Below are 12,710 nucleotides of genomic sequence, written 5' to 3'. Positions count from 1 at the left end.
TAAAACTTTAAATACATTTAAAATAATCAAAGGGCTCAAGACAGTCCTGACATTTGTACAAGGCCTTACACGCGGTCGAACTAAACTCCGTGAGCAGCTTGGTATTTCGACTTTTACACCGCGGACACACCACACCATCTTTTAAATGAACATGTGTTCCACACTGATGTGCTAAACCCTCTGGCGGCGCGATACCATAGTCTTGTAACTTCTTCTTGCCTATTTCAGACATCCAGTCGGTTGTCCATGCTTCAGATAAATCAACAATCACCTTTGCGGGAGTGAGGTCTTCTGCTGCCAACGCCTCGACAATCTGCGCTTTTAATAAATCAGTTGCAGGACAGCCACTATAGGTAGGTGTTAATCGAACAATAATTTCTTGCTGATCATTCAGTTCCACCCCACGAATCATGCCCAAATCCACTACAGATAAAGCAGGAATCTCAGGATCACTGACCGTTTGCAGAACATCCCAACACTGATCGATACAATGACGAATCATTTGCATGGCTCAACTCCTTGTCTTACCAAGTCATTTCAGGATAAGTGCGTTGAATGGCCTGCATTTCAGCCAACAAATATCCTAAATGTTCCGTATGTAGACCCTGTTTGGCACCACGGCGATAAGCGCCATTTACAGGAACCGTCAGCTCAAATCGTTTTAATTCTTCAGCAATTGTCTTGTCCCATTGTGCTTTTTCATTAGACAAGTCGCTAATTAAACCCTGCTCAACCAGTACATATTCTTCAGCGGTCAATTCAAACAACTCTGCGCTAAAACGCCACAAGCTATCTAATGCGACCTGTACACGCTGATGTGCTTCTGCTGTACTTAAGCTCAGACGCTCCATCCAGCTAGTTGAAAAGCGAATGTGGTATTTCACTTCTTTCAATGATTTCATTGCCAACGCGGCAATCTCAGCCACTGTACTTTTGCTTAAAGAGGTCATTAATAACAAGTGATAATGATCCATTAACCATTGGCGCACGATAGTTTGAGCAAAATCACCATTTGGCTGTTCACAAATCAATAAATTGAGAAATTCACGTTCTGAACGGAAGTAAGCCAATTGATCTTCATCACGCTGTGCCTCTTCATATTGCCCAGCTAAGGTTAAAAAGTTTCTGGATTGCCCAAGCAGATCCAAACCAATATTCGCCAAGGCAATATCAATCTCTAGCTCTGGTGCATGACCACACCATTCCGCTAAACGTTGCGCCAATACCAACTGGCTATCGCCAATATGTAATAAGAACTTAGATAAAATAGGATTATTCATTTCCATACTCCCTTACATATGCTCGATGCCATCAGGAATATGATAGAACGTAGGGTGACGATAAACTTTGTCTAGCGCTGGTTCGAAAAATTCAGCTTTTTCATCTGGCTGTGATGACTTAATCAATTCAGAACGAACCACCCAAATACTGATTCCCTCATTACGACGGGTGTACACATCGCGTGCATGTTGCAATGCAATTTCATCATCAGATGCTCTTAAGCTACCGACATGACGATGACTTAGACCTTGTTTGCTACGGATAAATACTTCGTAAAGCGACCAGTTATTTTTATCTTCCATTTTGATGTCCTCAATTTTGTCCATAAATTTTGCTTAAGCGACTTGCGTTACGGCTTGCTGCTTTTTCGCGTAGATAACAGCTGCATCTCGAACCCATTTACCGTTTTCCCAAGCTTTGCGTCGTGCTTCTATACGCTCGTGGTTACATGGACCTCGACCAGCAATAACTTCATTGAATTCGTGCCAATTGATTTCACCGTGGATATAACGTCCCGCTTCTTCATCCCACTTCAAATCAGGATCTGGAACGTCTAAACCAAGCTGCAAAATTTGAGGAACCGTGTTATCGACAAACTTTTGACGTAAATCATCGTTACTGAATCGTTTAACTTTCCAAGCCAGACTTTGCGCACTGTTTGGAGAATGCTCATCGCTTGGCCCAAACATCATTAGTGCTGGCCACCAAAAGCGATTTACAGCGTCTTGTGCCATTTGTTTTTGTTCAGGTGTTCCAGCAGCCAGCACCATCATGGCTTCAAAACCTTGACGTTGATGAAAGCTTTCTTCTTTACAGATACGTACCATGGCACGTGCATATGGGCCATAAGAGGTACGGCACAACGCTACCTGATTCACAATCGCAGCACCATCCACCAACCAGCCAATCGCAGCTACATCGGCCCAAGTCACCGTCGGATAATTGAAAATTGATGAATATTTCATTTTTCCATCAATCAGTTTTTCCATCATGTCATCACGGTCAGCACCTAATGTTTCTGCTGCACTGTAGAGGTAAAGTCCATGCCCTGCTTCATCTTGAACTTTTGCCAGTAAAACCGCTTTACGCTTTAAAGTCGGTGCACGCGTAATCCAGTTTCCTTCAGGTAACATGCCAACAATTTCAGAATGACCGTGTTGCCCAATTTGGCGAATCAAAGTTTTACGATAGGCATCTGGCATTTCATCTTTCGCTTCTATCGTGATGTCATTGGCAATATTTTGCTCAAATTTCTGATACTTATTTTCCATTTGTGTCTTCCCTTTAGGTCTCACCCTTAAATCCATTTTTCGATACATTAAAAATAAAGTCAACAACATTTTATGTATCATATTTTAACATCTCTAAGAAATAGAGATATAGCTTTGTTTTAATTAATTATATTTAAATAATAAAAATCAACATGATTTCTTTTCTATAAAATTAAGTTGACTTTTTATTCAATAGGCGTGAAATTATGAATCATATTCTTAGTATTTCAAAAATTGATGTATCACATAAAAATGGAGTTTTCTCATGCTTGATCAAGCACTATTAGAAGGAACATCTAAATCAGCAGCAGAGCAACAACCTGCATCAAAAGTGATTCAGCTTGGATCTTTTGTATATGGAACGTGGCATTCAAGCCATGAAGATGCACGTACTGTGGTTCATGCCATTAGCAATGAGCCAATTTATACTGTCAGCAGTCATGGCATAGATATGCAACAGGTTGTTGAATATGCCAAGCAGAATGGTGCAACACTGGCAAATTGGACCTTCCATCAACGTGCCAATGCTTTAAAACAAATTGCACAGCACCTACTTGAGCACAAAGAAGATTTTTATCAGCTTGCCTATGCAACAGGTGCAACACGCAAAGATGCCTGGATTGATATTGAAGGTGGAATTCAGACCTTATTTGCTTACTCAAGTTTGGTACGACGAGAACTGAATGATGAAAAAATTATTACCGAAGACAGTTGGATTCAACTCTCAAAAAATGGCACTTTTGGCGCCAAGCATATTTTAAGCCCGAAAGCGGGTGTGGCAGTTCATATCAATGCATTTAACTTCCCAATTTGGGGAATGTTAGAAAAAATTGCCCCGACGCTATTGGCTGGCGTGCCATGTATTGTTAAACCTGCAACTGACGGTGCTCAACTTACCCAAGCAGTTGTTAAAGCGATTGAAGATACACAACTTCTACCGAAAGGATCACTACAACTCATTTGTGGACAAATTGATGATCTTTTTGATTATCTAGGTCCACAAGATTGTGTAACCTTTACAGGCTCAGCCTATACTGGCCAAAAACTCCGTAACCACCCACATCTCAATAAATATTCAATTCCATTTAGTATGGAAGCTGATTCTGTCAACAGTGCCATCCTAAGCCCTGAAGCAGATGAAGCCACAGTTGATCTGTTTGTACGTGAAGTTTTCCGAGAAATGACTACCAAAGCTGGACAAAAATGTACGGCCATCCGCCGTGCTTTCGTACCCCAAGCACAACTTGAGCAAGTACAACAAAAGCTGATTGCTAAACTGGAAAAAGTGATTGTGGGCGATCCACAGAAACAAGACACCACAATGGGAGCATTAGCAAGCCCTAAACAAAAGTTGGATGTTGCAAACAAAGTTGCAGAACTGGCTAAAGATGCAAAAATTGTTTTTGGTGGTACAACAAATTTTAAATTTAATGCAGCTACTCCTGAAAATGGCGCATTCTTCCCACCAACACTTCTTCTCTGTGAACAACCATTGCAAGCCACGCATGTACACACCACCGAAGCCTTTGGTCCCGTGTGTACGCTTATACCATATCAATCCATTGATGAACTTGCCGATCTAGTGGCACGTGGTGAAGGTAGTTTGGTTGCATCCGTTGTCAAAAACAGTCATGAAAACATTGAACAGATTATTCAGAAAATAGCACCTTGGCATGGTCGAGTTCATATTCTGGATGAAGAATCTGCCAAAGAAAGTACAGGTCATGGCTCGCCACTGCCTCATTTAATTCATGGCGGTCCTGGTCGTGCTGGTGGCGGTGAAGAACTTGGTGGAATTAGAGCAGTAAAACACTATATGCAACGAACTGCCATTCAAGGTTCGCCAAATAGTTTGACTCAAGTTACCCATTCATGGACAGCAGGCTCAAACATCAAGCAAGACCGCGTACATCCTTTTAAAAAGGATTTTGATGAACTGGTCATTGGTGAGCGTTTACTGACAGCGCGTCGTACAGTGACCGAAGCAGACATTGTCAATTTCGCCTGCTTAAGTGGTGATTATTTCTATGCACATACTGACAAAATTGCAGCAGCAGATTCATTCTTTGGTGAACGTGTCGCACATGGCTATTTTATCGTATCTGCAGCAGCAGGATTGTTCGTCGATGCCGCACAAGGCCCCGTGATTGCCAACTACGGTATGGACAACTTACGCTTTGTTGAGCCAGTGAAAATTGGTGATTCAATCCGTGTTGAACTGACCTGCAAACAAAAAACACCAAAACCACAAAAAGACTTATCACAACCTGCACATGGTGTGGTGGTATGGGATATAAAAGTAAAAAACCAACGCGACGAACTGGTTGCCACTTACGATATCCTAACGCTGGTCGCTCGCGCAGCTTAATACATGAGTGTTGATGGATATGACATCGTATCCGTCAACAAATCAACACTTAGTCTCTATCCATCAGGAAAGCCAATGAGCGCATATATCATTTTGATTCGTAAAGAACTGAAAAATAAAGATGAGATGAAAACCTATACATCTTTAGCACGCAAAGCTAGCCAAGGCTTTGATGCTGAACCGATTGTGTTTTATGGTCAGTCTATTGCATTGGAAAATATCGAAAGCGACGGCGTTGCCATCATTAAATTTAGCAGTATGCAGGAAGCTCAAAATTGGTATCACAGTGATGCCTATCAAGAAGCTAAAAAACACCGAGATCTTGCAGGCGAATATATGGTGATTCTGACTGAAGGATTAGACTAGACAATTCAAACGAAATTAAATTACATATTTTTTTTAATTATCTAATTTAAGAATCGCTTTAAAATTATTTTAACAATAATATAAATAGTCACGCCTATACTTTTTTAAACTAAAAATCTCCCACAGCCAATGCAATGTTTATTTACATTTTATAAAAACATGAAAATTAAATAAAATAATTAAAATAAATACAATAATAACAACAATAAAAATAAAATTAACCTTAAATATAGATTTCTTATTTCCTGTAAAAATCATTCTATTTTTTCAGTCAAATTAAAAATTAAGCTTTATTTAAGAATAGCTATTGAATCAGATCCATAAAATAAAATAGACCAAAAATGACACTAAATTATAAAAATAAAATTTATTTAGTATCACTTAATACTCAGTCATCATAGGAAGATGCAGAATGAATGATAACCACCCAGAAAGTATGCTCAGGAATGAGCAAAAGGCAGAACTATCGCCTGAACAAGTGATTCATATACATCCAGAGCCGCATTTAGAGCGCGAACGTTATGGCTACCAATGGTATGTCGTCGTGATTTGCATGTTGGCTTATATTCTTTCATTTGTAGATCGTCAAATTTTATCCTTGATGATCGAACCCATTAAACATGATCTGATGCTGTCTGACACTCAATTTAGTCTATTGCAAGGTCTGGCTTTTTCTTTATTCTATGCCTTTATGGGCATCCCAATTGCCGCACTCGCTGATAAGAAATCACGGATTAAGATTATTTCGATTGGCATTGCATTCTGGAGCTTAGCAACGGCTGCATGTGGCTTAAGTAAAAATTTTGCTCAGATGTTTCTCGCACGATTAGGTGTGGGTGCTGGTGAAGCTGCATTATCCCCCGCTTTTTACTCCATCGTGACCGATTTATTCCCCAAAGAGAAACTAGGCCGTGCGTTAGGGCTATATGCCATTGGTGCTTTTATTGGCTCTGGTTTGGCTTTTTTAATTGGCGGTTATGTGATTAGTCTTTTAAAAAATGTTGATTCAGTCGTCCTGCCAGTCATTGGTCAATTAAGAACATGGCAACTCACCTTCTTTATCGTCGGGCTTCCAGGTGTTTTACTCGCTTTAGTTATGATTTTAACGGTAAAGGAACCGACACGAAAAGGCTTAAAAGTTGATCAAAATGGGCAGGTAATCCAAGCATCATTTAAAAACTCTATTGCCTTTATCAAAACTCATAAAAAGACCTTCTTTTGTCACTTTATTGGTTTCTCTTTCTATACCATGATGCTGTACTCGCTACTTGGATGGGCACCTGCATTTTACATGCGACACTTTGGCCTAGATGCCAGCCAAACAAGCTATATTCTCGGCAGTATTATTTTGGTTGCAAACACGGCTGGAGCACTATTTTGTGGATGGCTCATCGATTATTTCTCTAAAAAGGGTTATAGCGATGCAGCGATTCGAGCAGGAATGATCGGCTGTGCTGCACTTATTGTTCCAAGTGTGCTGTTTACCCAAGTCGATAATATGTACTTATCCTTTGCCTTAATTTTTGTGGCTATGTTTTTCTCGACCTTTCCAATTCCTGCATCGGCTGCTGCAACTCAAATGCTTACCCCAAACCAGTTACGTGCTCAGGTCTCAGCGAAATTTCTACTGGTTTCAAATTTGATTGCTTTAGGTGTAGGTACAACCGCTGTTGCGCTATTAACAGATAAATATTTCCAAAATACATTGATGGTGGGTAACTCTATCTCGATTGTAAATGCAGTTGCAGGCTTACTCGGTGTATTTCTGCTCTACAAAGGCTGTAAATATTATCGTGAAAGTATCCAACACGAACAGCTCAACTAAGTCATTGCTATTTTCCTTCCTTCAATATTCATAAATGAAGGAAGGATATTAATCTGAATTTTAAAATAATAACGCCTAGGGATGGCATACCAAGATTGGATATGGATTATGAATCACGTACATAAATTTAACCCGCTATACTTAAGAGCAGCAATTTTATTCGTCATGCTTGGATTCTCCAGCCCGATAGTTGTTGCAGCTGAAAATGCCCAATCTACTCAGGAAGAGTGGAAATTCACCCTGAAAAATGCCTATATCAACCGCGACTATGACAATCAGAACCTCAAAGATACAGGCAGTTGGTCACAGGCAGCCTCGCTATTTTATACATCTCAACTACATGACACGCCGCTACAAATCGCAGATAAGCCCGTCACAATTGGTGCAGATGCTTCTGTTCAATATGCGGTACGTTTAAGTAAAGACAAGCATGTAGCCGATACCATCTTGCCATTTGATACACAAACTCAGTCACAAGCATCTGACTTTTTAAAATATGGAGCAACGTTTAAACTCGGTTATAACAAAACCTTATTAAGTATTGGTGAACTGTGGCTTGATCAGCCTGTAACTGCTGTTGATAACAGCCGCCAATTACTCGCTTCCTATTGGGGAGCCAACTTAAAATCACAACTCTCTGATCCACTCTATGCCGAAATAGGCCGAGTAACCAAAGTATCTCCTCGCAATGAAGAAGATTTTCGCAAGTTCTCCTTTACTGCCAATGGCAAAACCGAATATTCCGATGATTTAAATTATCTGGATTTACGCTATCAGTTCACCCCATCCCTTAAAGCAGAATATTACTTTGCTAATTTAGAAGACTTATACAACAAGCACTATCTAGGCTTAGATCATACATGGAAGCAATCCAACCTCTCACTAAATTCCAAGTTTAAATATTTCAATGCCAAAAATGATGGCAATAACTTTGATATTGATGCCCAAAATATTGGGATTCTTGAGATGCTCAAAGTTAAAAATCAGTCCTTTGGATTGGGTTATCAGCAGATTATGGGTGAGTCCGCCTATCCACTGCCTGACGGTTTTCTGCCTGAAACCTATTTTATTAACTGGAATGCCACAGGCTTCTTTAAAAAGAATGAAAAGTCTTATCATCTGATGTATGGCTATGATTTTAAGGACTACGTGCCTGGGCTAAATGCGATGGTGAAATATGTCTATGGTCATGATTTTAAAGCAACCAATGGTGAGAAAAATCATGAGACTGAATCCAATCTCATTCTGAACTACGCCTTTCAACAACCCTATCTCAAAGGCTTTGCACTGCAATACATCCGCATTGACTATGATGTGAAACACGGTAATGACTTTGGCGAGGACCGTTTATTCGTGAACTATAGTAAACGCTTCTAAGAAGAAATTATGATCACTGGCAGCCATTCCGATATGACCCAGTGATCATACAACGATTCAATACCATCAGCACTCTGTCAGTTTGGTCAATTTTTTTTAATTTCATTTTTTATTATTTTATACAAAACATTAAAAAACAAATAGATAAAATATCATAGTTGGTCAGATTACCCTTTATCTTTCTCCAATCGGCATGTCAAACAAGACATAGTCTTTTTCATTGGAGCATGTCAGCATAATTTTACAACCATCCTCTAGGATAAAACCATGTCGAATATGATGAATAAAGCTCAGGGATTTGGGCTATCTTTGATCACAAAAATCGCAGGAAGCGAAGTACTTGATCAACTCAAATTAAGAAAATTTGTAGAGAAATCATTATATCAAGGTTCAAAAACGGGCTTTAAAGTGCTTACAAAAACACAAAAAGCATTTAAGCCACAAGCGATCGATAAACAACGTCTCCCAAATCAGGTCAATAAAAATTTGTTTGATCTCAGTCTGACTGAAGAACAGCAAATGACCGTTGACGCGATGTCACAATTTGCTGAAGAAGTTTTATATGCTTTGGCGCATGATGCGGACCATAATGCCCAATTTCCAGAACAACTATGGCAGCACCTAGTCGATTTAGGCTTGAATTACTATGCTTTACCAGAAGCTTTAGGTGGTGTGGCAGCTGAACAAAATATTGTCAGTAATATCCTGATTGCTGAAAGTCTTGCCAAGGGAGATTTTAGTCTAACCGCTGGCCTACTGAGCCGTTTCAGTGTAATTAATGCGATTACGCGTTGGGGTTCAACCCAAGTCCAATCGATGTATTTACCTGTGTTTGCAGAAGATACTGATGTCACCGCAAGCTTTGCTTTTCAAGAAGCAACGCCAGCCTTCAATCCATTCCAGTTAAAAACCACAGCAACCGAAGCCAATGGACAATTCTATATCACTGGTGAAAAAACCTTGGTGGTTCTAGGTGATACTGCGGATGTATTCCTTGTGAGTGCAGAGTTTAATGGTCAGCCTGATATATTCGTGGTGCAATCCAATGAAAGTATCTCCATTAAAGCCAACCCTGCAATGGGATTAAAAGCAGCAGAAACAGCAACACTCCAATTCAATCAGACTCCTGCCTTACGTTTAGGTGATAGCGATTTTGATTACACCGCATTTGTTGATCTTGGCAATCTGATGTGGTGTGCCATGGCTGTTGGGACCTGTGAAGCCATCAAAGCATACTGTATCAAATATGCCAATGAACGTACTGCCTTTGGTGAACCGATCTCGCACCGCCAAAGTGTCGCCTTTATGATTGCGGATATGGCCATTGAAATCGATGCCATGCGCATGTTGGTGCTCAATGCAGCAAGTTTGGCAGAAGTTGGTAAACCGTTTCATCGAGAAGCCTATTTAGCCCGCCTGCTCTGTGCAGAAAAATCAATGAAAATCGGTACAGATGGTGTGCAGATCTTAGGTGGTCATGGCTTTACCAAAGAACATCCTGTTGAGCGCTGGTACCGCGATCTACGTGCAACTGCAGTTTTACATTCTGGCTTACATGCTTAATTGACGACCTAAGGAGAATACAATGAACTTACAAAGTCCTAAAAAATTCAAAATGATGGTCGATCAGGCACATGAAGTTGCATTGAATGTACTACGCCCAATCTCACGCAAATATGATAAAGCCGAACATGCCTATCCAAAAGAACTCGATATGCTTGCTTCGTTAATTGATGGTATGAACGAAGGCGGCGAAGGTATTAATGCTGGTGCAGCAGTGGGCAAACGAGGCGAAACTGAATCAGGCAATAAAAATGGCAATAATATGTCAACCGCACTGGGTGTAATTGAAATGTGCTATGGCGATACTGGCCTATTATTGAGTATGCCACGCCAAGGCCTTGGAAATTCTGCTATTGCCGCTGTCGCCAACGATGAGCAGTTAGAAAGCTTCAAGGGTACTTGGGCGGCTATGGCTATTACAGAACCCGGCTGTGGCTCTGATTCTGCGGCAATTCGTACCACTGCCACTAAAGATGGTGATGAATACATCCTCAACGGTGAGAAAATCTTTGTCACTTCAGGTGAGCGTGCTGACTCTGTGGTGGTTTGGGCAACTTTGGATAAAAAACTAGGTCGTGCTGCAATCAAATCTTTTGTTGTACCAAAAGGTACAGCAGGAATGAAAGTCGAACGTCTTGAGCACAAACTGGGGATTAAAGCCTCGGATACTGCCGTAATTAGCTTTATTGACTGCCGTGTTCCTGCTGCCAATTTGTTGGGTAATGCAGAAATCGATGTTGCCAAAGGCTTTGCAGGCGTGATGGAAACTTTTGATAATACCCGTCCACTGGTTGCGGCAATGGCCATTGGTTGCGCCAAAGCATCTTTGGAACGTATCAAAGAAATCTTTAAAGATCAGCTTGATGCAGACTATAAAACACCATATTTACAGACCTCAAACCTTGCTGCACAGATTTATCGCATGGAAGCTGAATGGGAAGCTGCCCGCTTGTTAACGATCAAAGCAACGTGGATGGCAGACAATAAAAAGCCAAACTCTAAAGAAGCTTCGATTGCGAAGGCAAAAGCGGGTCGCGTATGCAATGAGATCACACTGAAATGTGTCGAACTTGCTGCCAGTGTTGGTTATTCTGAGGATGAATTACTGGAAAAATGGGCACGTGACTCAAAAATTTTGGATATTTTTGAAGGTACCCAACAAATTCAGCAACTGATCATTGCCCGTCGCGAATTAGGTAAATCATCAAGTGAATTGAAGTAAGAATTTGATGAGTCAAAAAAAAGGACGTTGCAATAACGTCCTTTTTATATCCAGACCATCACTTAGCGCATGGTCACGAACTCTTCCGCCGAGGTTGGGTGAATCGCAACAGTATTATCAAAGTCTTTCTTGGTTGCTCCCATCTTCAAGGCAACAGCAAAACCTTGTAAAATCTCATCCATGCCAAAACCAATCCCGTGAATACCGACAATTTTTTCATTTTCACCCACACAGACCAGTTTCATCTTGGTTGGCTGACGATGTTGAGTAATCGCACTATACATCGCAGTAAAAGATGAGTTATACACTTTAACCGCCTCTTGACCATATTGCTCAATGGCTTCCTTTTCAGTAATCCCCACTGTTCCGATTGGAGGGTGGCTAAAGACCACAGTTGGAATATTGTTGTAATCTAAATGTTCATCTGACTTATGATTAAAGAGTCGTTCGGACAATCTTCGCCCTGCTGCAACAGCGACAGGTGTGAGCTCCATTTTCCCCGTAATGTCACCTACCGCATAAACTCCTTGCTGTGAGGTATTCTGGAATTTATCAACTTGAATATAGCCTCTCTCATCCAACTGGACATTGGCTTTCTCCAAATTCAAACTCGCAGTATTTGGCTCTCGACCCGTTGCCCAAATCAGACAATCCACTTTATGGGTTTCACCATTTTCCAAATGCAGCACAACTGTGCCATCGGCATTTTGGGTAACTTTTTGAGGAACAGCTTGGGTATGTACAGCAATACCATCTGTTTGCATCACTTCGACTAAGGTTTCACTTAAAAAAGAATCAAAGCGTCTTACAGGTAAATCCTTACGAATGAACAATCCAACCTGAGAACCCAAAGCATTCAGCACACCTGCCAATTCCACTGCAATATAGCCCGAACCAATCACAGCGGTGGTTTTTGGTAAAGCACTTAACTCAAAGAAGCCATTCGAATCTATGCCATATTCCACTCCATCTATCTTAGGTAGTGAGGGCTGTGTACCTGTTGCAATCAGGATATGATCTGCCGTAAAGCGATCACCATTAACCTCAATAGTATTTTTATCAATGAAATAAGCTGCACCTTGAATAAGATCGACTTGATTTTTGCTTAGGCTATTTTGATAAGATTGATGTATTCTATCAATATAGGCCTGCCGATTTTTGATTAAAACCTGCCAATCAAATGACTCAACTTTAGTATTAAAACCATAATCAGGACCATATTTCTGAATCGATTCAGTGACATGGGCGGCATACCACATCACTTTTTTAGGAACACAACCAACATTGACGCAAGTCCCGCCTATTTCAGATTTTTCAATTAAGGCACATTTTTTTCCATACATCGCAGCACGATTCACTGATGCAATGCCGCCACTCCCACCACCAATCGCAATATAATCATAATGTTTTGTCATCTTTGCCTCATAAACCAATTAC

General features: G+C 40.6%; 11 protein-coding genes. 6 read left to right on the top strand and 5 right to left on the bottom strand.

The features are described from left to right. Positions 1-7: 7 nt before the first annotated feature. Genes paaD through paaA form a run of 4 tightly spaced genes read right to left on the bottom strand, consistent with a single transcriptional unit; the run spans position 8 to position 2,552 of the window. Complete coding sequence (gene paaD, locus MN869_RS00620; RefSeq protein ID WP_005188886.1) at positions 8-508, bottom strand: 1,2-phenylacetyl-CoA epoxidase subunit PaaD; 501 nt, start codon at positions 506-508, stop codon at positions 8-10. 16 nt (positions 509-524) lie between these two features. After that, on the bottom strand, positions 525-1,280 hold the full coding sequence (gene paaC / locus MN869_RS00615) for a 1,2-phenylacetyl-CoA epoxidase subunit PaaC (protein ID WP_033133073.1): 756 nt from the start codon (positions 1,278-1,280) through the stop codon (positions 525-527). A 12-nt stretch (positions 1,281-1,292) separates the two neighbouring features. Continuing rightward, a complete protein-coding gene (gene paaB / locus MN869_RS00610) occupies positions 1,293-1,583 on the bottom strand; it encodes a 1,2-phenylacetyl-CoA epoxidase subunit PaaB (protein WP_005188892.1) in 291 nt (96 codons plus the stop codon). Between the two features lie 33 nt (positions 1,584-1,616). Beyond that, positions 1,617-2,552 carry a 1,2-phenylacetyl-CoA epoxidase subunit PaaA gene (paaA, locus tag MN869_RS00605; RefSeq protein WP_005188895.1) on the bottom strand — a complete coding sequence of 312 codons (936 nt, stop codon included), beginning with the start codon at positions 2,550-2,552 and terminating at the stop codon, positions 1,617-1,619. Between the two features lie 265 nt (positions 2,553-2,817). Between paaA and paaZ the strand changes: the two genes are divergently transcribed. The 6 genes from paaZ (at position 2,818) to MN869_RS00575 (ending at position 11,273) form a co-directional block, all read left to right on the top strand. Beyond that, positions 2,818-4,920, top strand: a complete 2,103-nt coding sequence (paaZ, locus tag MN869_RS00600) for a phenylacetic acid degradation bifunctional protein PaaZ (RefSeq protein WP_033133072.1) — start codon at positions 2,818-2,820, stop codon at positions 4,918-4,920. A gap of 75 nt (positions 4,921-4,995) precedes the next feature. Next, positions 4,996-5,286 carry a DUF1330 domain-containing protein gene (locus MN869_RS00595; RefSeq protein ID WP_033133071.1) on the top strand — a complete coding sequence of 97 codons (291 nt, stop codon included), beginning with the start codon at positions 4,996-4,998 and terminating at the stop codon, positions 5,284-5,286. A 412-nt stretch (positions 5,287-5,698) separates the two neighbouring features. Beyond that, positions 5,699-7,111: an MFS transporter gene (locus MN869_RS00590; protein WP_033133070.1), complete on the top strand. Its 1,413-nt coding sequence runs from the start codon at positions 5,699-5,701 to the stop codon at positions 7,109-7,111. Between the two features lie 165 nt (positions 7,112-7,276). Further along, the gene (locus MN869_RS00585; protein ID WP_227505275.1) at positions 7,277-8,488 is read left to right on the top strand and encodes an OprD family outer membrane porin; all 1,212 of its coding nucleotides are present in this window, start codon (positions 7,277-7,279) and stop codon (positions 8,486-8,488) included. A 276-nt stretch (positions 8,489-8,764) separates the two neighbouring features. Then, positions 8,765-10,051, top strand: a complete 1,287-nt coding sequence (locus tag MN869_RS00580; protein WP_241345106.1) for an acyl-CoA dehydrogenase family protein — start codon at positions 8,765-8,767, stop codon at positions 10,049-10,051. Between the two features lie 22 nt (positions 10,052-10,073). After that, positions 10,074-11,273 (top strand): acyl-CoA dehydrogenase family protein, encoded by a 1,200-nt coding sequence (locus tag MN869_RS00575; protein ID WP_033133067.1) that lies wholly within the window; start codon positions 10,074-10,076, stop codon positions 11,271-11,273. A gap of 62 nt (positions 11,274-11,335) precedes the next feature. Here the strand turns inward: MN869_RS00575 and gorA are convergent, their stop codons facing one another. Then, on the bottom strand, positions 11,336-12,688 hold the full coding sequence (gene gorA / locus MN869_RS00570) for a glutathione-disulfide reductase (protein ID WP_033133066.1): 1,353 nt from the start codon (positions 12,686-12,688) through the stop codon (positions 11,336-11,338). Positions 12,689-12,710: the final 22 nt, after the last annotated feature.

It is taken from the genome of Acinetobacter sp. NIPH1876 (assembly GCF_022808535.1).
Lineage (GTDB): Bacteria > Pseudomonadota > Gammaproteobacteria > Pseudomonadales > Moraxellaceae > Acinetobacter > Acinetobacter higginsii.
Note: the sequence above shows the minus strand (reverse complement) of the source record. Positions and strands in the feature narration are given on the sequence as shown.

Bases quoted from the DNA above. Each gene is read 5' to 3' on its own strand.
- paaD (WP_005188886.1), bottom strand. From the start codon at position 508: ATGCAAATGATTCGTCATTGTATCGATCAGTGTTGGGATGTTCTGCAA.
- paaC (WP_033133073.1), bottom strand. From the start codon at position 1,280: ATGAATAATCCTATTTTATCTAAGTTCTTATTACATATTGGCGATAGC.
- paaB (WP_005188892.1), bottom strand. From the start codon at position 1,583: ATGGAAGATAAAAATAACTGGTCGCTTTACGAAGTATTTATCCGTAGC.
- paaA (WP_005188895.1), bottom strand. From the start codon at position 2,552: ATGGAAAATAAGTATCAGAAATTTGAGCAAAATATTGCCAATGACATC.
- paaZ (WP_033133072.1), top strand. From the start codon at position 2,818: ATGCTTGATCAAGCACTATTAGAAGGAACATCTAAATCAGCAGCAGAG.
- MN869_RS00595 (WP_033133071.1), top strand. From the start codon at position 4,996: ATGAGCGCATATATCATTTTGATTCGTAAAGAACTGAAAAATAAAGAT.
- MN869_RS00590 (WP_033133070.1), top strand. From the start codon at position 5,699: ATGAATGATAACCACCCAGAAAGTATGCTCAGGAATGAGCAAAAGGCA.
- MN869_RS00585 (WP_227505275.1), top strand. From the start codon at position 7,277: ATGCTTGGATTCTCCAGCCCGATAGTTGTTGCAGCTGAAAATGCCCAA.
- MN869_RS00580 (WP_241345106.1), top strand. From the start codon at position 8,765: ATGATGAATAAAGCTCAGGGATTTGGGCTATCTTTGATCACAAAAATC.
- MN869_RS00575 (WP_033133067.1), top strand. From the start codon at position 10,074: ATGAACTTACAAAGTCCTAAAAAATTCAAAATGATGGTCGATCAGGCA.
- gorA (WP_033133066.1), bottom strand. From the start codon at position 12,688: ATGACAAAACATTATGATTATATTGCGATTGGTGGTGGGAGTGGCGGC.